This is a genomic window from Bacillus sp. SKDU12 (assembly GCF_010093085.1).
Taxonomy (GTDB): Bacteria; Bacillota; Bacilli; order Bacillales; family Bacillaceae; genus Bacillus; species Bacillus mexicanus.
Genome location: NZ_MSRC01000003.1, coordinates 246,070 through 272,039, shown reverse-complemented (window position 1 = coordinate 272,039; position 25,970 = coordinate 246,070). Strand labels below are relative to the sequence as shown.

Genomic DNA, 25,970 nt, shown 5'->3' with positions numbered 1-25,970 from the left:
ACTTTCTCTCCTTAACTCACCACTATACACCACTTTTCTCCACAGATTCATTTTACACTGTTTATTCATAAAAAAAAACCCTGAACTAGTCAGGGTTCTTTAAAACTTTATTTCAAAGTTTGACAACTTGATGTTGATTCCGAAAAGAAAATGGCAGATTTTTGAATAATATGAAGAATTCAGGACCATACCTGTTCAAATAATACATAATATTCCATATTCGTTCTTGCGGTACAAGGAGGGGCTTAATGCTATTTTGAATTCTCTCATAATCCTTCAACACGTAGCCTTCTTTTTCTTCAATCCGCTTCGTCACCGTACGCTCTAAAAACTGAAGCTGATCCTGAATAAAGCCGGCATTTTTCAAGAGCAAGGGTTCCATGCTTTGATCAACCTTTAACGCTTGTTGCCGAACCGTTTTATGAATCGCTTCAATTTGGCTCTTTGCCTGATCCATCACCGCGGTAAACTCTTCTGGAATCTGGCGCTCAAAGTATGTCTCTCTTTGATTCTCCGTTCCGCGTTCAATCGCGTCTTGCAATGAAATATTCCGTTCAAACATCTTTTTCTCAATATGCCGTTCTAGTATCGTAATGTTTAATCTCGGCATAACAGGAGGCATTTTAAAGCCCATTACCGCAAAGGCCTGTTTGAGCTCTCCCCAATAGTTGATTTCTCCGGGACCTGCAACAAACGCTAGCGTTGGAATGAGGTATTCCTGCATTAACGGCCTAGTCACAACATTGTTGCTGAAGCGCTCAGGATGCTCTTCCATATGTGTATAAAGTTCATCCATCGCCCATCCGAGATCAAGCTCATTGATGACAAAACGGCCGTTATCTTTTTCAATTAAAAAGCGCTCTTCTTCATATTCGTAAAAGAGATTCGCCTGCTCTTTTCCAGCCTCGATAATCGGCTTATAGCCAGCCTCACGCATGAAGGCCTGCTGATCTGAAAGCGCGCGGGCTAGTTCATCATTCTCCCGAAGAATCTTTTGGAACATAGCCGTTTCCAGCTTTTTGATCCCCGGATCTCCAGAATTGAGTAAAACTAGTCCTTCCTCCTGGAATAGGTCCGCAATGAGCAGTTCAAAGAAATCAGTGAATGTAACAGATTCCCTTAAACATCGTTTTACATTGTCGAGAAGTGAATTCGTGTGGTCAGTTTCTTCAAAAGCAGCAAATACATCATCTATCCACGCGGCGCATTTTTCCTGATCAAGCGATGTGCTCGCTGCCGAAGATTTCTTCCAATATGATTGGGGCAGCTTTTTTTTCACAGGACCGTTTTCTTCAGAAGAATGAATAAAATTAATTTCATCTAAATCGTGGTCTTCTCCAGCCACCCAGAAGATCGGTATAACAGGCACTTGCAGCTGCTTTTCTTGTTCCTTTGCTAACACAATGATTGAAATGATTTTATGTATAGTGTAAAGCGGCCCTGTTAAAAGACCAGCCTGCTGCCCGCCGACAACAGCGGCACTTGACGGGTCCTTCAGCTTTTCAATAGCAGACTGCATCGCATTTGACCCGAATTTTTGATGATAAGAGGATAAGTACGCCGCCAGTTCCTCTCTTGCGAAAGAACGGGAAGATAAGTCTTTCAGCCTTTCGCGCCACATGTCCTTATGATGAATGCTGTAATCAAAAAAAGAAGACATTCCTTCTTTGCCATCTATATAGTGCTGTACAAACACATTTTGATTTTTGATGGAAAGTTCAGTTAGCTGCATCTTCTAGAACTTCCTTTCTCCAATAAATAGTTAGTGATCCGAAATGAGTATAGCATGTTACAGAAAAAGCTCAAAAGACTTTGTTTGCATTTCGCTCCAAAGCTTTCATGCTGCCGTATAAAAATTCCAAATGAACGGCATCAAAGTTATGCTGGCTTGCTTCCTTCAATAAATACCCGATAATAGCATCAGCTTCCGTCTGCCGGCCTTCAGTGACGTCGACTAGCATTGAAGAGCGATTTTCTTTCGTTTGCCTGCAAACGGACTGAACCCGCTCCCAAGCCTCCGCTTCGTCTTCAAGCCTTAAAATGCGGCACGCTTCCTGAAAAACCAGCTTCATAAATGCTTGATATGCTGGCGTTGTCAACAGAGCGCCATTTTTCACCTGCAATAACGCGGTTAATGGATTGATACAAGCATTTATAATCAGTTTGCCCGCCAGCAGGCGGTACCAATCCGTTTCATAACGAATTGGAAAATCCGGGTGATTATAGTGAAGCAAGTTGTTCAGCTGATTTGGATCACTATCGCGAAACGCGCTCCATTTTATCGCACCTATGCCAGTATGATCAACAGCTGTATCTGACTTTCTTACAGCTCCGTGCTCAACGATTCCAACATAAATAGAATGCTTAGCGCGCCAGTCTTTTAGGTCGTGGATATGCCCCATGCCGTTTTGTAAAAATAGTATATTCGTTTTCCCGATCCGTTCAAGCAAAGGAAAAACAGACTGAAGCTGATGCTGCTTTACTGTCACGACAAGAAGGTCAAAATCCGAATTGATACTCGTATCCGCACTGCAATCAGCGTTGAATTCTTCTCCGCCTTTATAAAGCTGAATCCCTCCAGACTGAATAGCCGCAGCCTGTTCTTTCCGCCTTGTCACAACAGTTACATCGTGATGAAGTGACAAATAACAGGCACACAAAAGACCGACTGAGCCTCCGCCGATAATTCCAATATTCATGATGTCACACCCAATTTAGCATTTACGTATTATCATAGCAGAAGTGTGAAGAAATTACTTCTTAAAGATCTCGTGTGGCGAGAATTAAAGTTTTAATATTTGGATTTTTTAAATAAAGCGTTTACAATATATGTAGAAACAGCAAAGGGGGAGATTGATTTGGTAAAGGTTGAACGTCTGCTCATCAACTATAAAACGCTGGAAGAATTCAAGGAATTCAAAGAATACGGCATTCAGGAGCTTTCAATGCTTGAGGATCTCCAGGATAATATGATCGAAAATGACAGCACCTCGCCTTTTTACGGGATTTATTTTGGGGATAAACTTGTAGCACGAATGAGCCTATATCAGGTTAATGGCAAATCAAACCCATATTTCGACAACCGTCAGGATTATTTGGAGCTGCGTAAGCTTGAAGTTCTTCCAGGCTACCAGAACCGAGGATATGGGAGAGCTTTGGTTGAATTCGCAAAATCTTTCAAAATGCCGATTCGGACAAATCCGCGAATGAAATCAGCGGAGTTTTGGAATAAAATGAACTTTGAAACTGTTAAGTATGATGCGGCGCGGGATAAAGGGGAAAACCCGCTCACCTGGCATCCTGATATGGATCACGAAATGACGCCGAGAGAGTCTGCATAGAAATAAAAACAACCGGCCTATTTTCACTCTAGGGCCGGTTCATTTCAGGCGTCTTACGTTTCTTGAGCCGCTTTTTTCATTCTTCCGTCTTCTTTTGAAACAACCATTTTTCTAGCCCGATCCATAATATCGATCAGTGCCTTGTAATCCTCTTCTGTCATCTCTAGCTGGTTCCTCAATGTTTGATTTTCGCTCCGTAAATCCTCTAGCTCTTTTTGCAGCGCTTCGATTTGCTCCTTCAACCTTTCCCTTTCGAGCTGAAATTCTTGTGCAGACGGTGTTTCTTTGAATTGTTCGAGAAATTGGATCACATCCTGAATGGACAGATCTCGTTTTCCTTCCGACGCTGCCCCGGCAGCCTGCTTCACGGAATTCGGCATATTGACTGAATGAACGCCAATTTGCTTCCTTAGTTCTTTTCTCTGTTTTTTCGCAAGTTCTATGCCTGACTGATATTGTTTTCTCACATAGGAGTTCCATCTGAAACCACAGGCTGCCGCGGTTCTGGTCAGCGCTCTTCCCACCTCCTCAAAGGCGGAAAGCTGTGTCCCCCCCTCTCGAATATGGCGAAGCACCACTTCTGCCAGCAGCAAATCCTCATCCTGAGTCCAAGCATCTTGTCTTGTAATGGTCAAATTCAATCCCCCTCCATGTCAGCTTATTTATCTCATACATATGCCGGTAATAGATTAGATAGACTATTTGCACTCACAAAATTTCCGCAAGCTGACAGGGAGAGAAAAAGAAAAAGCGCAGGGTTTTCACCCTGCGCTTTTCTTATTAGTTACTTTTTACATTTATGTCTTTGCCGTTGTATGATCCGCATGCTTTGCATACACGGTGAGACAATTTCATCTCTCCGCATGACGGACATTCTGTCATACCAGGTACATTAAGTTTGAAATGTGTACGGCGCAATCTTTTTTTCATTTTAGAAGTTCTTCTAAAAGGTACAGCCATTATTCCCACCTCCTTAAAGAGTTAAGATTCATCATCTTGTTTTAAGAGCTTTTCGAGGGCTGCAAGTCTCGGATCAACTTGATTCTTCTTGTCTTCCTCTGAAATGACTTGCCAGTCCTTTCCTTCTTGAGGAGCAGCTCCTTTTTTTTGTTCAGATTCACAAAAGATTTGCATAGGGATTTCTAAAAGAATTTCTTCTTTCACGATCGGAGTCAAGTCGATAGTATCGTCCTCAACGATGTGAACGTCATCATCTTCTATATCATCCGTCTGATGAAATATAAACAGTTCTTTTGTTGAAATTTCAAATGGATACGGAACATCAACGAGAGTTCTTGAGCATGGCAAAATCATTTCGCCTGATATCGTAAAATCAAACGAAACCTGTTTGGATTCGATATCCGCTCTGCCCTTCACCCGAACGGGAGAAATACTGCGAATGTCAGAATTCAGCTTTGTCAGCTCATTTAACTCAACTGTTTCATCAAACTCAAAACTTTGTTTCGACATTTGATGCAGCTGATAAATCGTCCATTTCATTTGTATCACCTCATGAAAGCAACAAACATGATTATAGCTTTTTAGATTGTTTTTGTCAATATTTTTTCTTTACAGCATAATGCTGCCATCCAAGCATCATTGACAGCCGAATATACGATGCATACACTTAAAATAAAAATATGACGTAAGAGTTTTCATTTGCAAATGTACCATACGTTTTTAAACATAGCAAGAAAGGCGGAAAAAATATGAAAGCAGTCGGATTGGTGGTTGAATATAACCCCTTTCATAACGGTCATCTTTATCATGCCCAAACAGCAAAGCGGCAAACCGGATGCGACACGGCTGTCGCGGTAATGAGCGGACATTTTTTACAGCGCGGCGAACCGGCTGTCGTATCAAAATGGGCCCGAACAAAAATGGCACTGCAAAGCGGAGTCGATCTTGTCATTGAGCTGCCATATTTGTATGCGGTGCAAAAAGCGGAGATTTTTGCACACGGCAGTGTTTCTATCCTGAATAAACTTGGCTGCGAGGCGTTGTTTTTCGGGAGTGAAAATGGTGATATTGAGCCGTTTTTAGAAACGGCAAAACTTATTGATAAGCATAAACATACATTTGATCAGCGCCTGAAAGAAGAACTTAAAAAAGGTGCCAGTTATCCGGCCGCGTCAGCTATCGCCTTCAGCTCCATTTTACATACCGAAAGCGCACTTGATTTGTCAAAACCAAATAATATTCTGGGATACCATTATGTGACTTCCATTCTTTCCCGAGGATATCCGATCAAACCTTATACTGCGGCGCGCATCTCCTCGGACTATCATGATGCCGCCCTTCCTAAAGATGAAAACCATATTGCAAGCGCCACAAGCATCAGAAAGGCGATGATTGAACAGGAACTTGAAGCCTGCCTTCGTTTTCTTCCTACTGCATCTGCACGCGAATTAGCACATTACCGTAAATCCTTCGGACTGTGGCATACGAATGAAAGCTATTTTTCTTACCTGAAATACAGCCTTTCAACTGTAACTTCACAGGAATTACAGGAAATATACGAAGTGGAGGAAGGCTTAGAGCACAGAATTCTCCGTTCAATCAGAACCTGCAACTCCTATCAGGAATTTATGGAGCTGCTGAAAACGAAACGTTATACGTGGACAAGACTGCAACGAATGAACACACACATTTTAACCAGAACGAAAAAACAAGATGTGCACAAGCTGCTAAAAGACGAAGAGGTGCCGTATATCAGGCTTCTTGGCATGACGAAAAAGGGTCAGGCTTATTTATCGAAAAAGAAAAAAGCGATGTCCGTTCCGCTTGTCAGCAAATTGTCCTCTTTCTCTCATCCAGCTCTCGATATGGATATAAAAGCGAGCAGAATCTACAGCCTGCCGATAAAAGAACCGCTGAGAACTGAATTTGACCTGCAGGAGTACGGACTCGCACCGCTTCGATATGACGAGGATGAACAATGTTTTTTGAACAGATAGCAGAAGCACCTGAGGATCAGGTGCTTTTCGCTTTCAGCTTATTCAAATAACCGATCGCATCCTGCACTGTATCAACAGGCACAATCTTCATATCTGAATCAATATCTTTTGCTGTTTTTACTGCGTTTTGATAATCGGAATTGCTGGCGCCATTTTGATTCGGCGCGAAGAAAATGTCTTTTCCGGCTTTGTCTGCAGCAACAACTTTTTGATCAATGCCGCCGATCGGGCCTACTTTTCCGTCAACATCAATCGTTCCTGTTCCCGCAATATCGTATCCTTTTGTTTCGTCCGGTTTTGTCAGCTGATTATAGATTTCAAGAGACATCATTAACCCTGCTGACGGGCCGCCGATATTTTCGATTTCAAAATCGATATCAGGTTTCACTTTGACGTTTCTGTCCGTATAGAGCGAAACTCCGATTCCTGCCCGATCCGGCTCATCAGGAAATTGTTTTAACGTAAGGGTGACGCGTTTTTCCTTTTCTTCTCTTTCGATTTTTAATGTGACTTTGTCTCCTGCTTTTTTGCTGCTGATATAATCAATCAGCTTTTCAGCAGACTGATAGATTTTTCCGTCTGCGCTGATGATTTTATCACCAACTTCTATTTTCCCTTTTGCAGGCATGTTTTTAACAACCGAGCTTGCGTATATGCCATTAAAGGAATAGCTGACTTTTTTTCCTGCCGTTTGATAGGCAGCTATCATCGCGTTTTCTTGCGAGCTTTGCATCATTTGGAGCTGCCTTTTCATATACTCCTTATCAGATTCACCTTCTGCCTTGATGCTTTCATCAGGAACAATTTCATAATAAGGGTGCATCTTTGCCCACACATATGTAAATGGGTTAGCCGGCCCCACTTTGACAGTCATTAAGGCAAGACTCCCTGTTTCCGGATAGCCTCCCTCCACTTTTATCAGCGGAGCAAGCTCTGTCGCTTCTCCCGGTTTTGTAATATAGTATGGAAGTTTTATAAATGATAAAACGGCAATCAGAATGAGGATGACAAGCATCCAGCTAAAATGTTTTTTACGTAGCAAATTATGAGCCCTCCCAATTCTCTATTTCTTTTCTTAACTTGGTGATCATTCGGTTTGTTGCCTCCTCGCCTGCTGATATCATGGCTTCAATATTGGCAAACGAGCTGGAGCTGTATGTTTCAAGAGAAGGGCGAATCATGATATCTGCAGCGATCGTTTGATGTCGCACCAATTCATTTTGCAGTATATCCATACTTTGCATAATCACATCAAAAATATGCGCCGCCGTTTCGGTTTTTCGAACTCTGGAGACGTCCGAGGCGATGATGATATCAGCCCCCATGTCTTTTACAACAGAAACCGGGATTCGGTCGACGACAGCACCGTCTACAAGAAGACGGCCATCCAGCCTCTGCGGAATAAAGATACCCGGAATGCTGATGCTGGCCCGCACCGCATCTGACACAGACCCTTCGCGGAACACAATCTTTTCTCCTGTCTGTAAATCACACGCCACAATAGCCAGCGGGATTTGGAGCTCTTCGATCGGTTTTCCGAAAGTATAAGCATACACAAGCTGCCTGACGCGGTCACCTTTTAGAAACCCAAGTCTAGGCACGGTATAATCAGCATAAAACCTCCGTTTAAAGGCTTTGGCCACCTTTTTCATCGTTTCCACGTCCTGGCCGGCGGCATAGAAACTGCCCACCAAAGCGCCCATGCTGCTCCCCGCAATCATATCAACTTCAATTTGGTGCTTATGTAAACTGGAAAGCACACCGAGATGAGCGAGGCCTCTGGCCCCTCCAGATCCTAATGCTAACCCGATTTTAGGTTTGGCCAACATGTTAACCTCCTGCCTGAATTCTCTGTATACCGAATTCTATGGTCTAAACTGAACCCCTATGCTCGTATATTAGTACAAAGAATCAAGAGGACAGGTACTGCTTGGCCGTTTCGTGTCATACATTATTTTACCATGATATACATATCATTGGGCATTTTTAGCATCGGGGAGGTAAGAATGAACTTGTCGAAGATTCATACACTTTTGATTGCTTCATTTTTTCTTTTTTTAACAGCGACTGTCATCTCACATCCGCAGGCCTCATTCGAAGCCTCTAAAACCGGGCTTTCTATGTGGTGGGAGGTTGTGTTTCCGTCATTGCTCCCATTTTTCATTTTGTCTGAACTTCTCATCGGTTTTGGCATCGTGCGGTTTGTCGGTGTTTTGCTTGAGCCTTTTATGCGGCCGATCTTTCGCGTACCCGGTGTCGGCGGCTTCGTTCTTGCTATGGGAATGGCTTCTGGCAACCCGGCGGGAGCAAAACTTACCGCCCGTCTGCGCCAGGAAAAACAGATTTCAAGAGTAGAAGCAGAACGGCTGGCGTCGTTTACCAATTCTTCAAACCCGCTCTTTATTTTCGGCGCTGTTGCTGTCGGTTTCTTTCAAAACGCGTCATTAGGCATTTTATTGGCTTCCGCACACTATTTAGGGAATCTGGCTGTCGGTTTAACGATGCGCTCTTATGGCCGTAAGGAGGAGCAATATCTCAGAAGAAAGAAAACTATACCTTTCCCTTCGGTCAAAGATGCTTTACACGCTCTGCATACAGCAAGGCTTGCGGAAAAACGGCCTCTTGGCAAAATTTTAGGCGACGCTGTAACGTCTTCTGTTCAAACGCTTCTTATGGTTGGCGGCTTTATTATTTTATTTTCTGTCTTTAACCGGCTGTTATCTGTCGTGCAGCTGACTGATATTCTGTCTGTTTTCACAAAAGGCGTGCTGGCCTTGTTTCAGCTTCCGGCAAAATTGGACATTCCTCTTTTATCCGGAATGTTTGAAATTACATTAGGAAGCAAGCTTGTCAGCGAGACAGATGTTTCCCTTCTGCAAAAAGCCATTGTCGTCAGCTTCATTCTCGGGTTTAGCGGTTTTTCTGTGCAAGCTCAAGTGGCAGGTATTTTATCGGAAACCGATATCAGATTCAAACCATTCTTTATCGCACGTTTGCTGCAGGGTGTTTATGCCGCCGTCTTCGTCATGCTTTTATGGAAGCCGCTTTACACATCATGGCATGATCCGTATCAGTATGTATTCAAGTCTCTTCATGACAGTGAAATGCCAACTGCTTTTATCAACGGCTGGAATTTGCTCGTGCAGAGTGGGCCTGCTGTCACATTATGCGCGCTGTTTACGTACATTATCATTTTTTCTTGCAGACTGACAAACGGCACAAAAAAAGGATGAGTCAAAAACCCTCATCCTTGTCTGAATTTTCGCTGAAGCGCCAGCTCTACTTCCGGCGGCACAAACTCTGATACCGCCCCATTGTATTTTGCCACTTCTTTTACGATGCTTGAGCTTAAAAATGAATATTGATTGTTTGTCATCATAAAAAACGTCTCAATGGATTCGTCAAGCACACGGTTTACAGATGTCCCCTGCATCTCGTATTCAAAATCAGATACCGCTCTCAAGCCTCTCAAAATCGCTTTCGCATGTTTACTTTTTGCATAATCAATTAACAGCCCTTGTGACGTTTCAACTGTGATGTTCGGAATGTCTTTTGTTACTTCTCTCAAAAGCTCACACCGCTCTTCAACACTGAACAAAGGCTTTTTTGAAGAGTTATTCAGCACACATACATACACTTGTTCAAAAATATGCGCCCCGCGTCTGATGATGTCCAGATGCCCATAGGTCACCGGGTCAAAACTGCCGGGACAGACAGCTATACTCGCCACATCACTACCCCCTCTTTTTATAGATCGCGACACCAGTAAGCCCGTAGGTTTCTTTTCTTGTTATCTCAAGATCTCCTACGGTTTCGGGAAGCTCGACCTCTCTGTCATGTTCAGCAACGATAAAGCCGCCTTCTTCCAGCATTTGATATTCATCAATCATCGTTAAAAGGGCTTTCAGCTTTTGTTCCTTATACGGCGGGTCAAGAAAAATTCCGCGGAAGCCATTTTCTCTTTTTGCAGCGGCGTGTAAAGCCCGCTCCGCATCATTGCGGTATACTTGTGCATGTTTTATAAGCTCCAGCGTTTTTAAATTTGACTTTACTGTTTGAATCGCTTTGAAATCGCGGTCAACAAATATACAATGCTCAAACCCGCGTGAAAGCGCTTCAATTCCAAGACCTCCGCTTCCTGCGAATAAGTCAAGTCCTCTGCCCCCGTCAAAATAAGGGCCAATCATATTGAAAATGGATTCCTTCACTTTGTCGGTTGTCGGTCTTGTTGATGTTCCCGGCACAGCCTTTAGTGAACGGCCTTTTTTTGATCCAGAAATTACTCTCATGTTCCACACCACTTTTTCTAAAAGCTATTTTGTTTTATGGCGGACAAGCGCCGCTATGTACATAGAAAAAAATCAATCCTATCTTAACACAAAGCATTCTTTCAAACAATGAACACTATTCTTAATAAACGGGTGTATAGGCAGAATAATCCTTGTCCATACTATAAGCAACAGCATCTAGAGGATGTTGTTGCCAACCGCGGAGAAGACTTACGTTTCCCCATAAGTTCTTCCTCCGGTTTCTCCTCTCCCTTTGCCTTCTCCTTAACATGTTAAGGAATAGAAGGACCCCGCAGAAGTCTGCGGGGATTTTTTTATACAGCTATATGCCGATTTTATAATCGTATTCTTTTGCTTTATCCAGCTTTGACTCGAATTCCAATTTTAAAAACGGTTTATAAGAAGGCACTACTTTTTTCACAAAAGAGTAAGACGCAATCTTGTCCATTGTTTTTTCAATTTGCTCCATATCACAATACAGCACGACATATTTCAAGCGTTTTGATACATAGTGCACATTTCCGAATTTCCTCAGCATTTTGCTTTGCTTTAAGGAATGCAGATACACAACCATGCCCTGGCGTTTATTCTCCAATACAATCACCTGCCTGATCTCTCTTATATGTAAAAGACGAGACGGCCAGTCTCGTCAGGATACTTTGCATCCGCAGCTTCCGCCTGAACCGCAGCCGCCTCCGCATGAAGACAAACCGTCAAAATAAGGGTTCCCAGTCGGAACTTTAACATGCGCTGAAACAGCCGTCCCAATCTCGACGCTAACCTCATCTAAAATAGACTGGAGCTCATTTTCAGCTCTCTTGAAGTCAGCCACCTTATCGTTCAGGTCCAGCTCCCGCTTGATCTCCCTCATTTTCCGGGATATTTCTCTATAGTCAGGATGATATTTGCCAAAACGCTGTACATCCTCATACTGCTCTTTTATTTTGATAAAAGAACGAATAATCCGCCCTGCCTCTTCATCTTCCTGGAGACGCTTGTAACAATTGCGGTAGTTCTCAGCCGTCTCCGACTGCAGAATCATCTCGGCAAGCTGCTGAGCTTCGCTTTGAAGCCGCACGGATTCTATCGTAGCATACATAACATGCACCTCCAGTTGTTAGTTTACCACGAAACCAGCCAATTGGAAAATGCTTAACCCCGACGTCCGAAAATAATCTCCGTGTGTTTATAGGATAAAAAAAGACCCGAGGAGAGGGTCTTTTAATCTTTTGTCCGCATCGCTTGAAACATTTGCATCATCATCTGCGCCATTTGAATCCCATTTGTAAATTGGTTCACCCGGTGCGGGATGGTTTTTTCATAAAAATTCATCATCTCAAGCTGAAAGGTAGACAGATCATCCGGCTTTCTCGAGAGTCTGCGGTACCATATCGGCTGTTCTCTGATAAATCGTTTTCGTTCTTCGTTTGCTGAAATAAATTCCTGAACCTCTTTGCGCATACGAGCTCCCCTTTTTTAATCCTTTCGAAAAGAAAAAGGATGCTGTCCAGAACCTGGCTGAGATTGCTTCTGGCCACTTCCGGAAAATGTATGAAGAAGACTTTGCAATGATGAAATCGACTGGCTCATTTTATTGATTTGTTCGTTCATTTGATTGGCATCCATCTTTTTCACCGCTGTGACCATTTTCGAAACAAAATCATTTTTTTCCGATGGCTCTGGCACAGTTTCCACAACTTCTTTCGATTCCCGATATGGATCCCAAATCGGATCGCTCTCCCCGAATAGAACCCAATTTTCATAGACGTCCTGCCAGCTTCTTTGTTCTTTGCGCACTTCTTTTATCAGCTTGGGATGCTTTTTAACGAATTGTTTAAAGTCATTAATTGAATGCTCGGCAGATTGCTTCGCCACAATCCTCACCCCCTCCGAAAATCGTTACCTACTACAATGTATCGTTTTGTCAGGCCTTGTGTTCGCCTATATTCGTTCCTGCATAAATATGTTTAGCTTGCCTCATACTTCTCTATAGCCTCCTTATTGAAAGATTGGGAATCACACCCCTCTATTACGATCAGCATGTGTATTCATCTCCTATACTTTTATGAAAATAAAAAAAGCCGAGGAACCATTTGTCCGCGGCTTTTCGTTACCATCGCTTAATAAAATTTTGTGTGTAATATTTTCGGTCTACCCCGACACCGAGATGTGTATAATCTGAATTCAGAAGCGCCTTTCGATGGCCTTCGCTGTTCAGCCAGCCTTCTACGGCAGCCGGACCATCGACATAATTGTATGCAATATTTTCTCCCGCTTGCTGAAAGTCAACATGCCCATCTTCTAAGCGGTCTTTCAGGGTGCCATATGTTTTAGAGACATGGGAAAAATAATTATTTTCCTTCATATCCTCGCTATGTCCAAAAGCTACCTCCGCTGTTGGCTGATCCCACTCAAGCTTCGCAAGCCCGTATTTAACGCGAATGACATTCGTCAAATCAAGTATTTGCTTTTCGCTCGTTGTTTGGATTTTTTTCCACTTCTCATCTGAAACAGCTTCCGGCTTCATTAATTCACCGCGATATACAACCTCATAAGGCCTCTGCTTGACAAAAGTTTGCGCATCAAACGCCCTTATGCTGGATAGCTTCCCTTCAAATTTGTCCATATACAACTGCACATACATCTTTCCTACCTTAACAGTCGGTCTCGTATTGATGTCCTCTTCAGAAAACTCAAACCGGTAGGAATTTCCTTTATATTCTGCATTTACAAACGGTGCCACCTGAGTCGTCTTGAATACTTCTCCGATAGATTCACCAATTTTGAAAGGTTTTGCGTTGATATCATTCCCAGCCGCAAATAATGTCACCACTGTGTTGTTTAATACCCCGATTTGGATATATTGGTCTTTTCCTTGATTGTAAATCCACCAATCGTAATCATAAGCTGACGGGTCAATGCGTTCAGGTTTCCCCAGCTTTTTCGTTACATCATCAGCAGACTTGCCCATAAAGGACAACAATCCTGAAGTCGGCATATGTATTCGTTTGCCGCTTTGCGCTTCCTCATTCGACACCTGAGGTTCGCTGTCATTTGATTTTTTTTCAGGAACAGATCCATATTGAATAAACAGAACATAAGTTCCGGCAATAATCAAGAGGATTACCATTGCTCTCAATATATTTTTCAATCTATCACCCCCGTGGTGAATCACAAAGTCTTGACTTACACCTCATTACAATACAGCCTATTTCACATGTCAAAGATTTATGTGTTAATGAAAAAAGCCTTCTTCTCTATTATCCCCCTCGGAAATTTCCGATAAGGCGCTGCCGGCACGTTCATCCGTTTGCTCAGATAATGAAAGATCACCCAGCGTGACAATACCAATCAGCTTTTTGTTTTTTGTAACAGGTATCCTTCTGAGCTGATGGGATGCCATCAAATGAAGAACCTCATCAACTGATGCGTCTTCCTCTACACTGACAGGTTTTTCGGTCATCGCATCAGTGATTTTTTGCGAGTTTGGTTTTTTCATGGCGATTCCTCTTAGCACGAGATCACGGTCAGTCACAATGCCGACCAGTGTTTCTCCATCCTTATCAACTACAGGAATTGCACCTACATTCGCGTCTTTCATCTTTACTGCAGCTTCATATACATTATCTAATACCGTACAATATTGCAAGCTGGCTGTCATTAGTTCCTTTATTTTTGTCATCCGTATAACCTCCTTTAGCCTAGTGCTATTGTCGTCATTATTTCATTTTTGCATACTTTCAAAAGAAGAAGATTCATTGAAAGTTTAACGCTTTCATACTATGATTGTCAGGAAAGATCATTTTTATAAGGAGGGGTTGGTATTGAAGTTTAATGAAAGCGGACTTGAAGGGGTAAAGGCTGAGCTCAGCTGGCTGGATGACTTGATGGAAAGCAAAGGCCTCGTCAGGGCAGGTCAATGGGATTACGAAAGAGTCACCTATGATAAGAAGTTTTCGACGGTTAAGGGTACGTTTTATCTGCGAATACAGGGTATTGCCACAGAAGGTGATATCGGAAGCGGCCGAGCCGTTATTCAATTAATGTCCCCTCTCTTAGGAAAGCATTACTACCCGCACGGCGTAGAATATGGAGAAACGGAAGCGTTTCCCGTACAGGTTGTGACAAAAAGCAAGGCATTGATTCAAGACATATCTGACTTGTTAAAAACCGTTCAAATGTAATAAAAATAAAAAGGTACAGCATCTTCGCTGTACCTTTTATGATATCGTTTGCTGAATATACGGCGGCTCCTCCTGCCCGTCCTTTTCTCTCTCTTTCTTTACCCATTGAAAAAAAACAATCGCCAAAAAAGTACCATACACAATTTCCTGAATAATTTTCATCATAACTGCTCCGAGCTGCTGATCCTCTAACAAAGGCAAAGTATTTAACATCTCCGGTCCTGTTAATGGAACCTGTCCCATCATATCCGCGGGCACACAAAGCTTCATGGCCTCTGCCCATATTGTCGGATCTGTATAGGTGGCATATAAAGGCGCGCCGCTGAACATAATCAGCGCGCAAGCAGGCGTAAGCAGCATACCGTCTGCCATAATATAACCCAGCTTCATCAAGCCGCTGAGCTGCCGAAGCCGCTCTACCTTATGAACAAGCGGCCACCACATGAAAAACGCAAGCACAAAGATGAGCCAAGTCATTAATGTATGAGAAAGCAAATCTGTTTTGACAGTATCAAAAATAAGCGGAACATGATACATAGAAAAAATGCCGTTGAACAAAAGCAAAGCAATTAAAGGCGTCGTAAAAAATATAAAAAACGGTTTAATGGCAGGCCTGAAAATGATTTTCTCCCAAAGCCATGCAGGAATTCCCGCAATCAACAGCGGCGGGACGACCAAATACAAAACAGCCATCTGCACCATATGCGCGCTGAACATAATATGTCCGAGCAGATCAACCGGACTTCCCTCGGCTGCATATAAAAACAGCATTGCCGAAAGAAAGCACGCCATCTCTTTACCTGTTATCCGATTTGGTTTTGAGCGCATTCGCCTATAAAAATAAACATAAAGCACCGTAATGCCTAACAGGATACAAAAAAGATAAGGGCTCCACATCGCGCGAAACCCAAACACATCTAACTGATTCATTTCTTCACCTCCGGCGGCTGTTCAAATTACCACCATATTATTGTGACAAACGCAAGCACAGTGATGAATGCGACAAACATTCCTGAATATAAAAACAGTGCCGGCGCTTCATGCCCTTTTTGATTCATATGCATGAAATAATACAGCTGGAAGATGACTTGAACTGCAGCAAGCAAAATAATGAAAGGAATCGTAAACCAGCTGCCTACACCGTCTGCTGCCACTGTCAGAAATGCAACAATCGTAAGACCGATCATTAACCCAAAAGACAGAACCTGATATTTCATCTCCTGAGCATGCTTCTTTTTCTTGAATTCAAGATCGCTGTTGATAGGCTCTTTGCTTTTTTTACCGACCATGTTTATCCCACCATCCCCATTAAATATACAACGGTAAAGATGAAGACCCACACGACATCAATAAAGTGCCAATAAAGACTGGCAACATAAAACTTAGGCGCCGTATACAGATTCAAGCCCCTTTTGGCATTGCGAATCATCAGTGCGCTGATCCACATCAGCCCAAATGCCACGTGAGCGCCGTGTGTACCGACAAGCGTGTAAAACGCGGAACCGAGCGCAGAGCTTGTGATCGTAAAACCATACTCATGGGTGTAATGCTTAAACTCATAGATTTCCAATCCTAAAAAGCCGGCCCCCAATAAGATTGTCATTCCAAGCCAAAGCTGCATTTTGCCGAAAGAAAAGTTCTTCATGTGGTACATCGCGTACACACTCGTTAAACTGCTCGTTAATAATAGCATTGTGGCGATAAACACAAGTGTTACATCAAACATTTCCGTTGTAGGCGGATCACCGGCGTTTGAATTCCGGAGTGCGAGAAATGTTGCGAAGAGAGACGCAAACAAAACTGTCTCTCCCCCAAGAAAAAGCCAGAACCCTAAAAATTTATTTTTTCCTTCCAGTGTTACTTTTTCAGGAGAAGCTGGAAAGGTTTCCGCGGTGAATTTTTCTTGCGTTTGCATTATGCCTTCACCCCTTTATCATCGTTCGGCAGTTCCTCTTTATGAATATGATAGCCGTGATCATCAATGACTGAACGAAGCAGCATCGTAATAAAAGTAATGCCGAGTCCGATAAAGATCACTGGCAGGCCCCAAACGTAATCGCTTCTGTACAGCAGCCCGAACGCTGCGACAAAAAGACCGAAGGAAATGACAAGCGGCAGGATTGAGCCGTTCGGCATATGAATATCATCAACCGGTTCAGCCGGCGTCATAGATTTGTGTCCCGCCTGCTTCTCGATCCAGAACGGGTCAAGCCCTCTGACAAAAGGAAGCTGTTTAAAGTTATACTCAGGCGGCGGTGAAGAAACAGTCCATTCAAGCGTACGTCCGTCCTGCCATGGATCAGCTCCTGCATATTCGCCTTTTACCGATGTCCAAATGACATTGACTAGCAGAAGAATAACTGCTGCTGCCATAAAAAACGCCCCGATCGTACTGATCAAGTTTCCGGTCTCAAGACCCTGTCCTGACAAAAAGGTATAAACCCGGCGCGGCATTCCCATTAAACCGACAAAATGCTGAATGAAAAACGTGAGATGAAAACCGATAAAAAACAAAACAAATGAAATTTTCCCCATCGTTTCATGCAACATTTTACCGAACATTTTCGGCCACCAGAAATGAACACCGGCTAAAAGGCCGAATACCACACCGCCAATAATGACATAGTGGAAATGTGCCACCACAAAATACGTATCATGAAACTGATAATCAGCCGCAGCCGCTGCCAGCATGACTCCCGTCACACCGCCGAGCACAAAGGAAGGAATAAAGGAGACAGCATACAGCATAGCGGTCGTATACTTCACATTCCCTCCCCAAATCGTCAAAAGCCAGTTAAAAATTTTAATTCCTGTCGGTATCGCGATAGCCATTGTAGCAACCGCAAAGATCGCATTTGCAATCGGGCCGAGACCAGTCGTAAACATGTGATGCACCCAAACCATAAAGCCCAGAAACCCAATGAGAACAATCGCGAAAACCATTGATGAATATCCAAACAAACGTTTTCTGGCAAACACAGGGATGACCTCTGAAAAAATACCGAATGCAGGTAAAATTAAGATATAAACCTCCGGATGGCCAAAAATCCAAAATAAATGCTCCCAAATAACCGTATTTCCGCCAAGCTCCGGATTAAAGAAATTGGTGCCGAACAGCCGATCGAGCATCATGAGAGCCAATCCGGCCGTAAGCGGCGGAAACGCAAATAAAATCAAAGCAGAAGACACAAATGTCGTCCATGTAAACAGAGGCAGCCTCATATACGTCATGCCAGGGGCCCTCATATTGATAATCGTGGCTAAAAAGTTAATCCCGGCTATCAGCGTCCCAAGCCCGGATATTTGCAGTCCCAGGACGAAAAAGTCTATACCGTGCCCGGCAGAATAAAGCGAAAGTGAGGCGTATGCCGTCCATCCCGCGTCTGGCGCTCCGCCTAAAAACCAGCTTAGATTTAAGAAAATACCCCCAAAAAAGAAGAGCCAAAAACCGAGCGCGTTTAAAAATGGAAACGAAACGTCTCTGGCGCCAATCTGTAAAGGCACAACCGCATTCATCAAGGCAAATAAAAGCGGCATCGCAGCCAGAAAAATCATTGTCGTCCCGTGCATTGTCATTACTTCATTGTACGCTTGAGCACTGAGAAACACATTTTCCGGCTGTGCAAGCTGAATTCTGATAAACATCGCTTCGATTCCGCCGACAAGAAAGAAGAATCCTCCGGCGATCAAGTAAAGAATTGCAATTTTTTTATGGTCCACCGTCGTCAAATAATCCCAAAGTATAGATCCGCGCGTCCGCTTTTCTGTAAGCGCATTCAACATATGTGACCTCCCCCAATATCTCCCTTTCTTCCCTACTTGCTTTCCGTTTTTAAGCCTTTTAAGTATTCATAAAGCGCATCTGTTTCACTGTCTGAGAGCTTCGGATAAGTTCCTGTCATTTTGTTGCCCGGTTTTATGCTCTCAGGATCTTTCATCCAAGCTTTCACATTTTCTTCGTTGGCGTCTTTCACCCCTGCCACTTTTGCCCTTTCACCGAAGGTCGCTAAGTTTGGAGCCGTTCTTGCTGCTTCTGCCCGCTTATCATTCGGCTCGACGGCATGGCAGCTCAGGCAGTTTTTCTCTTTAAACAGTTCCTCGCCCTGCTTAGCCAGATCACTCTCAGCTGTGGACTTATAGCTTTTCATTTCTTTTGTCCAGCCCTGAAAATCCTTTGCAGACATCGTCTTCACCTTAAAATCCATCAGCGCGTGTGACGGGCCGCAAAGCTCTGCACACTTCCCAAAAAACATATCTCCTGCCTCTTTGCTTCTTTTTGAATCAAATGTCAAGAAAAACTTATTTTCGTTATCGGTATTCGTATCAAGTTTTCCTCCAACTGAAGGAATCCAGAAGGAATGTTTTACATCTGAAGCTTTTAGATTAAAATATACACGCTGGTCTGTCGGCACAATCAGCTCCTGACTTGTGATAATGCCGTAATCAGGATATTCAAACTCCCACCAATATAAATTTGCCCGGACATTGACTACAAGCGCATCCTCAGCTTTGCGGCTTTTCTTATCCATTGGTGATGTATCTGCCAGCTCAAGGGTATATAATACAACAGGGATCACAAGAATAATGAGCAGCAGAATCGGTATCACAGTCCATGTAATTTCTAAAAATTTATTCCCCTCTACCTGTTTCGGTATCGTGTTCTCACCGATCCGTGATCTTCTGAATCTCACAATCACATAAAAGAAGATAACAGATACTACTGCAACAACGATCACCATAATCAATGTGCTGAGCACTGTCAGATGATACTGCTTATCAGCCACCTCGCCAGCAGGCTTGAGCGTGGATAAAAAAGGTTTTCCACATCCGCTTAATAGAAGCGGCACTACGGCTAGTAATAAAATAAGACGCCAATGCTTTACCATTTCACCCAACCCCTTTTTTGTCAATACAAAGGCGGAAAGCAGACTTGAAATCTATCGCAATCCAGCCTACCCAAAATAAAGCACTTACATTTCCACTTCTCTTAAATTATGATTTTTTTTACTCAAAATGCCATCTATGTATAAAAGTAAAGCCGCCTGATTAAACAAGAGGTCAAGGCGGCATTTACTAGTTGTCATCGTTTATTTTGAAGCAATAAAACATACAACATATCTATTTTTTAGAAAAGAGTTAAGACTACCATGGCAACAAAATAGATTGTCATGTAGTTGAGCGAGTAAACGAACATCTGCGTTGCCCACTTCATGATATTTTTGGAGCGGAAGCCCATTAAACCGAGAATCAGCCAGCCGATATTTAACAGCACACCGAGGATGACAATCGGAAGACCTAGGCTTCCAAGAAAAAATGGAAGCGGCATCAGGCATGCAACCCACACAATAATTTGTCTTTTTGTCACTTCAAATCCATATACGACAGGAAGCATCGGGATATTTGCAGCTCTATAATCCTCTGTTTTCTTAATAGCTAATGCTAAGAAGTGAGGAATCTGCCAAATAAATAAAATCATGAATAATACCCATGCTACGACACCGATATGGCCTTCTACTGCCGTCCATCCAATAAGCGGCGGCACTGCACCGGAAACACTTCCTACCACTGTGTTAATCGTATAGCGGCGCTTCGTCCACATTGTGTACAATACAACATACGTAAAGACTCCGATAAAACCAATAACAGCAGCCATGACAGTTGTCATCAGCAGCATGATCAATCCTAAAGCAACCAGCAAAATTCCAGACCATAATGCCTGATTCGGCTGAATTTTACCTGTAACCGTCGGTCTTACTTTCGTACGCTCCATGACATGGTCGATATCTCGATCATACCAGTTATTGATCGCACAGGAACCAGCAATAATCAGAGAAGACCCGATTAATGTCAGAAGAACGGTGTTTATATTGCCTAAAAAACTCAAACCGGAAATATGAAGTGCAAGCCACATTCCAGTAAAAGTCGTGATGAGGTTAGAATTGACGATCCCTATTTTAATGAGGGACAGAAAATCTTTCCATGCTGTTGTTTCTTCAATTTGTCCGTCTATAGCTGTATCATTTAAGATTCTGGAGTTAGCCATAACGTAAACCTCCCTTACAAACCTAAAGCAGGCGAAAAAAACCTGCTACTCTATCATACAAGATAACATCTTGTAAAAAAACATCCTATTAAATATTAAACGACAAACAGGAATTTATTTGTGAACTTTTTATGAATTTTATCACAAATGAAGACATTTGCTAAATCGGCAGTGCGTTTACCTTATTTCTATCAGACCCGACATAAATAATCAAGTATACATTTTCCAGAAAGGCGCATTCTATTATATTTTTGTGAACAAAAGACGCTAGGAATTGCCTCAAAACACATATTCGCTTACACTTGGAACGTATATAAAATTGCAGCAGTATGTTAAGAAGGTGGATAATAATGAATAAAGCATTAAAAGCTCTCGGTGTACTGACAACATTTGTCATGCTTATTGTTTTAATCGGGGGTGCCCTTGTTACAAAAACAGGTTCCGGCCAAGGCTGCGGCAGACAGTGGCCGCTATGTCACGGACGTTTTTTCCCTGAATTAAATCCCGCTTCAATTATTGAATGGAGTCACAGATTCGCAAGCGGAATTTCTATTGTCCTTGTGTTAAGCCTTGCGTTTTGGTCATGGCGAAAAATTACACCTATTTTCCGTGAAACAACGTTTCTCGCGATCATGTCTATTATCTTTTTATTTTTACAGGCACTGCTTGGCGCACTGGCTGTCGTATTCGGTTCAAACGCGCTGATTATGGCGCTTCACTTCGGCATCTCATTGATATCTTTCGCTTCAGTGCTCATTTTGACGTTGCTCATATTTGAAGCTGATAAATCAGTTAGAAAACTGGTCAAGCCGCTTCAAATCCGCAAAAAAATGCAATTTCACATGATTGGAATTTTAATTTATTCCTATATCGTTGTGTATACAGGCGCGTATGTAAGGCATACAAAATCAAGTCTGGCATGTCCTGATGTGCCGCTGTGCAGTCCGGTGAAGAATGGACTACCGACTCAATTCCATGAATGGGTGCAAATGGGCCACAGAGCAGCAGCCTTGCTGTTGTTTATATGGATTATCGTTGCAGCTGTTCATGCTATTTCTTCATATAAAGATCAAAGACAGATCTTTTGGGGCTGGATTGCATGCCTTATTTTTATCATATTACAGGCATTGTCCGGTATTATGATCGTGTATACTGAACTGGCTCTGGGCTTTGCACTTGCCCACTCATTCTTTATTGCCTGTCTGTTTGGCATTTTATGCTACTTCTTATTATTGATTGCACGCTTCCGTTATGAATCCAGACAGCCATAATGACTCTAGACCAAAGCTTTCTGCGCTTTGGTCTTTTTTTATCGTTCCATAGCTTTCTGCGCTCCGTACTTGCGTCTTCCTGCTTATAAGAGCGCAGCAATGTTATATGTATCATCAAACATATGGTCCGTGTCAGAATGAAAAGTGTGCAGACAATAGCTCTTTTGCAGCACTCCATTTTTTAAACATCATGTCTTAATAAACTATTCATGGTCTGTATCATACTGCAAAGCATCTGAAAGACTGGCAGCAGTTAAGCCTGTTTTCGTTTAAAAAGAGATGGCTTGTCATGGAGCTGATATTGGCCTGCTTACATCCCTTTTAAACCACGCAAATACAACTGTCATCGAATATAAAAAACAAGAGTGTGTATCAAAAGATACACACTCTTGTTTATATTAGGCTTTATCAATTTCAAGAAGCAGATCACCCGTTTGGATCGGTTCGCCATTTTTCACATGAACCTGTTTGATTGTTCCTGAGAAAGGTGCCTGAACCGTTGTTTCCATTTTCATCGCTTCATTGATCATCAAATGATCACCTTTATTGACTTTTGCACCCGCTTCCGTCAATACCTTAATAACCGTTCCCGGCATTGAGGCCGCGATGTGACTTGGGTTTGTCCGATCTGCTTTCAATCTTTCCTGAACGGAAGACTTAATGCTTTCATCTTTAATGACTACTTCACGCGGCTGCCCGTTCAGTTCAAAATAAAGGACGCGAGTGGCATCAGGCTGCGGCTCACCGATTGAAATCAGCTTAACGATCAGTGTTTTTCCGCGCTCAATTTCCACTTCTATTTCTTCACCTAATGTCATACCATAGAAGAATGTCGGCGTATCTAATACCGAAATATCTCCATAGCTTTCCGAAGTTTTCACATAATCAGAGAAGACTTTAGGGTAAAGAGCATACGCTACAGCATCTTGGTCTGAAATCTCCAAGTCATGCTGATCTTTTAATTCCTGTTTGATCGCTTCAAAAGATACCGATTCAAGCAGTTCTCCCGGTCTGACCGTAATCGGCTTCTGTCCTTTTAAGATCAGCTTTTGCAGTTTTTCCGGGAACCCGCCATGTGGCTGGCCGATATTTCCTTTGAAAAGCTCCACAACAGAATCAGGAAAATCCAATTGTTCGCCTTTTTCATAAATGTCTTCTTCAGTCAAATTGTTTTGTACCATGTAAAGCGCCATATCTCCGACTACTTTAGAGGAAGGTGTAACCTTTACAATGTCGCCGAACATATCGTTAACGCGTCTGTACATTTCTTTCACTTCATTCCAGCGGTCGCCCAGGCCTACTCCCTTCGCCTGCTGCTGCAGGTTACTGTATTGGCCTCCAGGCATTTCATGTTCATAAATTTCTGTATGCGGAGACTTCATCCCGCTTTCAAATTCATAATAGTATTTACGAACTGACTCCCAATATTGAGACAGCAATTCAACGTCTTGAACGTTCATTGCCGGGCGGCGGGTGTTCCCTTCCATCGCATGATAAAAGCCGCTCGCGCTAGGCTGAGACGTCAATCCTGCCATTGAGCTGACCGCTACGTCTATGATATCAACACCAGCTTCAACGGCTTTTGCATACATATAAACACCGTTTCCGCTCGTATCATGTGTATGAAGGTGAACCGGAATATCAATCGTTTCTTTCAATGCAGAAACAAGATCATATGCAGCCTGCGGTTTTAACAGCCCTGCCATATCTTTAATTCCGAGAATATGGGCTCCGGCAGCCTCAAGCTCCTTCGCCATCGACGTATAATAGGCAAGATCATATTTGGTGCGATTCTTATCAAGAATATCTCCTGTGTAACAAATCGCAGCTTCTGCCACTTTGCCGGTATCCCGAACAGCATCAATGGCTAACGTCATGCCTTTTACCCAGTTTAAGCTATCGAAAATACGGAACACATCAATCCCGGACTGAGCGGATTGCTTCACAAATTCTTTAATCACATTGTCGGGATAATTCGTATAGCCGACCGCGTTTGATGAACGAAGCAACATCTGGAATAACGTATTCGGCACTTCCTTGCGAAGATCCTCCAACCGTTTCCACGGATCTTCTTTCAGGAATCGGTAGGCTACATCAAAGGTCGCGCCTCCCCACATTTCCATACTAAACAGCTCAGGCCATAACGCCGCCGTCGGATTCGCGATCTTTTTCAAATCATGCGATCTGAATCTCGTCGCTAATAATGATTGGTGAGCGTCTCTGAATGTCGTATCAGTCAAAAGGACAGATTTCTGTTCCTTCACCCATTGCGCAAGCCCTTCAGCACCTTTTTCATCGAGGATTTGCTTTGTACCTCCGGCAGGCTGCTGATCAGCATCTACTTTTACGTCTAATGGCTTGTCAAACGCTGGTTTATCTTTTTTTCCGATTCCAGGGAAGCCGTTCACTGTCACATTGCCTATGTAAGTGAGCATTTTCGTTCCGCGGTCTTTCTGTTTAGGGAAATTAAATAATTCAGGTGTTGTATCAATGAAAGACGTATCATATTGTCCTGTCAGGAACTTCTCATGTTTTGCAACGTTTTCAAGAAAAGGAATGTTTGTTTTAATGCCTCTGATTCTAAATTCCTGAAGATTGCGAACCATTTTGGCCGCCGCCTGTTCAAACGTTAAAGCCCAAGTTGAAAGCTTAACGAGGAGTGAATCATAATAAGGGGTAATGACGGCGCCTTGGAAGCTGTTTCCGGTATCAAGGCGGACACCAAAACCGCCGCCTGAGCGGTAAGCCATAATTTTTCCTGTGTCAGGCATAAAATCATTTTGGGGGTCCTCAGTCGTCACTCGTGACTGTATCGCGTAGCCGATTGTAGAAATATCCTTTTGCTCAGGAATATTTACTTTTTTGCTATGAAGGCTGTGCCCTTGTGCAACAAGAATCTGAGTTTGAACAATATCGACACCTGTAATCATTTCTGTAATCGTATGTTCAACTTGGACCCGAGGGTTAACTTCAATAAAGTAGAATTCATTGTTTGCAACAAGGAATTCCACCGTACCGGCGTTTATATAGTTTACATTTTTCGCAAGCGCAACTGCCGCTTCACAAATTTGTTCTCTTAATTCAGGTGACAGAGAGACACTTGGCGCCACTTCAATGACTTTTTGGTGGCGTCTTTGAACAGAACAGTCCCTCTCAAAAAGGTGAACGACATTGCCCTCTTTATCTCCAATGACCTGAACCTCAATATGCTTCGGATTTTCAATCAATTTTTCCACATAAACTTCATCATTGCCAAAGGCTGCTTTCGCCTCGGATTTTGCACGCTCATATGCTTCTTTGACTTCACTTTCAGACCTGACAATCCGCATACCGCGGCCGCCCCCGCCCAGTGAAGCTTTAATAATAATCGGATAGCCATTTACTTTTCCGAATTGTTCGACTGCTTCAAGCGCTTCTGCAGGTCCATCGCTTCCGGGAATCACAGGGATTCCAGCTTTTTCTGCCTGCTCACGCGCTTTTACCTTGTCACCAAACATATCTAGATGTTCGGATTTTGGTCCAATGAACACGATGCCTTCTTCTTCACACCGTCTTGCAAAATGGATATTTTCTGATAAGAAACCATATCCCGGATGAATGGCATCTACTTTGTTTCTTTTCGCAATTTCAATAATACCTTCAATATCCAGGTAAGCATCAATCGGTTTTTTTCCTTCACCGACCAGGTATGCTTCATCGGCTTTGTACCGATGATAGGAACCGGAATCTTCTTTTGAATAGACCGCAACCGTGCGAATATTCAGCTCAGTACATGCTCTGAATATTCGGATTGCAATTTCTCCCCTGTTTGCTACTAATACTTTTTGTATCGATTGCTGTGACAAACTTTTCTCCCCCTTACCCGAATGGAATATAATCTATCAT

General features: G+C 42.9%; 27 protein-coding genes and 1 pseudogene. 6 read left to right on the top strand and 22 right to left on the bottom strand.

The window, feature by feature from the left end; all coding sequences use genetic code 11:
• Positions 1-112: 112 nt before the first annotated feature.
• Positions 113-1,732, bottom strand: coding sequence for a bacillithiol biosynthesis cysteine-adding enzyme BshC (bshC, locus tag BTW01_RS02680; RefSeq protein WP_162101495.1), 1,620 nt, complete (start codon positions 1,730-1,732; stop codon positions 113-115).
• A gap of 70 nt (positions 1,733-1,802) precedes the next feature.
• Complete coding sequence (locus tag BTW01_RS02675) at positions 1,803-2,699, bottom strand: 2-dehydropantoate 2-reductase (protein ID WP_162101494.1); 897 nt, start codon at positions 2,697-2,699, stop codon at positions 1,803-1,805.
• A 159-nt stretch (positions 2,700-2,858) separates the two neighbouring features.
• On the opposite strand from BTW01_RS02675, the gene BTW01_RS02670 reads away from it, so the two are divergent.
• Positions 2,859-3,341: an N-acetyltransferase gene (locus BTW01_RS02670; RefSeq protein WP_162101493.1), complete on the top strand. Its 483-nt coding sequence runs from the start codon at positions 2,859-2,861 to the stop codon at positions 3,339-3,341.
• Between the two features lie 53 nt (positions 3,342-3,394).
• On the opposite strand, the gene gerR is transcribed toward BTW01_RS02670, so the two are convergent.
• The 3 genes from gerR to BTW01_RS02655 form a co-directional block, all read right to left on the bottom strand.
• On the bottom strand, positions 3,395-3,976 hold the full coding sequence (gene gerR / locus BTW01_RS02665) for a sporulation specific transcriptional regulator GerR (RefSeq protein WP_162101492.1): 582 nt from the start codon (positions 3,974-3,976) through the stop codon (positions 3,395-3,397).
• Positions 3,977-4,121: 145 nt separating this feature from the next.
• Positions 4,122-4,301 (bottom strand): 50S ribosomal protein L32, encoded by a 180-nt coding sequence (rpmF, locus tag BTW01_RS02660; protein WP_003154457.1) that lies wholly within the window; start codon positions 4,299-4,301, stop codon positions 4,122-4,124.
• Positions 4,302-4,322: 21 nt separating this feature from the next.
• Positions 4,323-4,841 carry a YceD family protein gene (locus BTW01_RS02655; RefSeq protein ID WP_162101491.1) on the bottom strand — a complete coding sequence of 173 codons (519 nt, stop codon included), beginning with the start codon at positions 4,839-4,841 and terminating at the stop codon, positions 4,323-4,325.
• Positions 4,842-4,886: 45 nt separating this feature from the next.
• Between BTW01_RS02655 and BTW01_RS18245 the strand changes: the two are divergent.
• Together BTW01_RS18245 and BTW01_RS02650 are read left to right on the top strand one after the other, a co-directional pair.
• Positions 4,887-5,054 (top strand): annotated as a pseudogene (locus BTW01_RS18245) (hypothetical protein).
• Positions 5,051-6,298 (top strand): nucleotidyltransferase, encoded by a 1,248-nt coding sequence (locus BTW01_RS02650; RefSeq protein WP_162101490.1) that lies wholly within the window; start codon positions 5,051-5,053, stop codon positions 6,296-6,298. Before BTW01_RS18245 ends, BTW01_RS02650 begins: the two are co-directional and overlap by 4 nt.
• A 16-nt stretch (positions 6,299-6,314) precedes the next feature.
• On the opposite strand, the gene ddcP is transcribed toward BTW01_RS02650, so the two are convergent.
• Positions 6,315-7,340, bottom strand: coding sequence for a protease DdcP (gene ddcP, locus BTW01_RS02645; protein WP_162101489.1), 1,026 nt, complete (start codon positions 7,338-7,340; stop codon positions 6,315-6,317).
• A 1-nt stretch (position 7,341) separates the two neighbouring features.
• A complete protein-coding gene (locus tag BTW01_RS02640; protein ID WP_162101488.1) occupies positions 7,342-8,124 on the bottom strand; it encodes a patatin family protein in 783 nt (260 codons plus the stop codon).
• Between the two features lie 180 nt (positions 8,125-8,304).
• Here BTW01_RS02640 and spoVV point away from each other — a divergent pair, with 180 nt between their 5' ends.
• Positions 8,305-9,531, top strand: a complete 1,227-nt coding sequence (gene spoVV, locus BTW01_RS02635; protein WP_162101487.1) for a dipicolinic acid transporter SpoVV — start codon at positions 8,305-8,307, stop codon at positions 9,529-9,531.
• A gap of 11 nt (positions 9,532-9,542) precedes the next feature.
• Here spoVV and coaD read toward each other — a convergent pair whose 3' ends face one another.
• The 8 genes from coaD to BTW01_RS02595 all read right to left on the bottom strand — a co-directional run bounded on the left by coaD (position 9,543) and on the right by BTW01_RS02595 (position 14,269).
• Positions 9,543-10,028: a pantetheine-phosphate adenylyltransferase gene (coaD, locus tag BTW01_RS02630; protein ID WP_162101486.1), complete on the bottom strand. Its 486-nt coding sequence runs from the start codon at positions 10,026-10,028 to the stop codon at positions 9,543-9,545.
• A 4-nt stretch (positions 10,029-10,032) separates the two neighbouring features.
• Positions 10,033-10,587, bottom strand: coding sequence for a 16S rRNA (guanine(966)-N(2))-methyltransferase RsmD (gene rsmD / locus BTW01_RS02625; protein ID WP_162101485.1), 555 nt, complete (start codon positions 10,585-10,587; stop codon positions 10,033-10,035).
• A gap of 322 nt (positions 10,588-10,909) precedes the next feature.
• Positions 10,910-11,182, bottom strand: a complete 273-nt coding sequence (locus BTW01_RS02620) for a YlbG family protein (RefSeq protein ID WP_162101484.1) — start codon at positions 11,180-11,182, stop codon at positions 10,910-10,912.
• Positions 11,183-11,236: 54 nt separating this feature from the next.
• Positions 11,237-11,686 carry a regulatory iron-sulfur-containing complex subunit RicF gene (gene ricF / locus BTW01_RS02615; protein WP_162101483.1) on the bottom strand — a complete coding sequence of 150 codons (450 nt, stop codon included), beginning with the start codon at positions 11,684-11,686 and terminating at the stop codon, positions 11,237-11,239.
• 122 nt (positions 11,687-11,808) lie between these two features.
• A complete protein-coding gene (locus BTW01_RS02610; protein ID WP_162101482.1) occupies positions 11,809-12,048 on the bottom strand; it encodes a YlbE-like family protein in 240 nt (79 codons plus the stop codon).
• A 15-nt stretch (positions 12,049-12,063) separates the two neighbouring features.
• The gene (locus BTW01_RS02605; RefSeq protein ID WP_162101481.1) at positions 12,064-12,462 is read right to left on the bottom strand and encodes a YlbD family protein; all 399 of its coding nucleotides are present in this window, start codon (positions 12,460-12,462) and stop codon (positions 12,064-12,066) included.
• A 235-nt stretch (positions 12,463-12,697) separates the two neighbouring features.
• Positions 12,698-13,738 (bottom strand): CAP domain-containing protein, encoded by a 1,041-nt coding sequence (locus tag BTW01_RS02600; protein ID WP_162101480.1) that lies wholly within the window; start codon positions 13,736-13,738, stop codon positions 12,698-12,700.
• Positions 13,739-13,822: 84 nt separating this feature from the next.
• Complete coding sequence (locus BTW01_RS02595) at positions 13,823-14,269, bottom strand: CBS domain-containing protein (protein WP_162101479.1); 447 nt, start codon at positions 14,267-14,269, stop codon at positions 13,823-13,825.
• A gap of 100 nt (positions 14,270-14,369) precedes the next feature.
• On the opposite strand from BTW01_RS02595, the gene BTW01_RS02590 reads away from it, so the two are divergent.
• A complete protein-coding gene (locus tag BTW01_RS02590) occupies positions 14,370-14,771 on the top strand; it encodes a YugN family protein (RefSeq protein WP_162101478.1) in 402 nt (133 codons plus the stop codon).
• Positions 14,772-14,807: 36 nt separating this feature from the next.
• Here BTW01_RS02590 and ctaG read toward each other — a convergent pair whose 3' ends face one another.
• The 6 genes from ctaG to cyoE all read right to left on the bottom strand — a co-directional run bounded on the left by ctaG (position 14,808) and on the right by cyoE (position 20,814).
• Positions 14,808-15,701, bottom strand: a complete 894-nt coding sequence (ctaG, locus tag BTW01_RS02585; protein ID WP_162101477.1) for a cytochrome c oxidase assembly factor CtaG — start codon at positions 15,699-15,701, stop codon at positions 14,808-14,810.
• A gap of 26 nt (positions 15,702-15,727) precedes the next feature.
• Positions 15,728-16,060, bottom strand: coding sequence for a cytochrome c oxidase subunit IVB (gene ctaF / locus BTW01_RS02580; protein WP_162101476.1), 333 nt, complete (start codon positions 16,058-16,060; stop codon positions 15,728-15,730).
• Positions 16,061-16,062: 2 nt separating this feature from the next.
• Positions 16,063-16,686, bottom strand: coding sequence for a cytochrome c oxidase subunit III (gene ctaE, locus BTW01_RS02575; protein ID WP_162101475.1), 624 nt, complete (start codon positions 16,684-16,686; stop codon positions 16,063-16,065).
• Positions 16,686-18,554, bottom strand: coding sequence for a cytochrome c oxidase subunit I (gene ctaD, locus BTW01_RS02570; protein ID WP_162101474.1), 1,869 nt, complete (start codon positions 18,552-18,554; stop codon positions 16,686-16,688). Before ctaD ends, ctaE begins: the two co-directional genes overlap by 1 nt.
• A 32-nt stretch (positions 18,555-18,586) precedes the next feature.
• A complete protein-coding gene (gene coxB, locus BTW01_RS02565; RefSeq protein ID WP_162101473.1) occupies positions 18,587-19,657 on the bottom strand; it encodes a cytochrome c oxidase subunit II in 1,071 nt (356 codons plus the stop codon).
• Between the two features lie 239 nt (positions 19,658-19,896).
• Positions 19,897-20,814, bottom strand: coding sequence for a heme o synthase (gene cyoE, locus BTW01_RS02560; protein ID WP_162101472.1), 918 nt, complete (start codon positions 20,812-20,814; stop codon positions 19,897-19,899).
• A 350-nt stretch (positions 20,815-21,164) separates the two neighbouring features.
• Between cyoE and ctaA the strand changes: the two genes are divergently transcribed.
• Positions 21,165-22,085, top strand: coding sequence for a heme A synthase CtaA (gene ctaA / locus BTW01_RS02555; RefSeq protein ID WP_162101471.1), 921 nt, complete (start codon positions 21,165-21,167; stop codon positions 22,083-22,085).
• Positions 22,086-22,483: 398 nt separating this feature from the next.
• Here the strand turns inward: ctaA and pyc are convergent, their stop codons facing one another.
• A complete protein-coding gene (pyc, locus tag BTW01_RS02550; RefSeq protein ID WP_162101470.1) occupies positions 22,484-25,930 on the bottom strand; it encodes a pyruvate carboxylase in 3,447 nt (1,148 codons plus the stop codon).
• Positions 25,931-25,970: the final 40 nt, after the last annotated feature.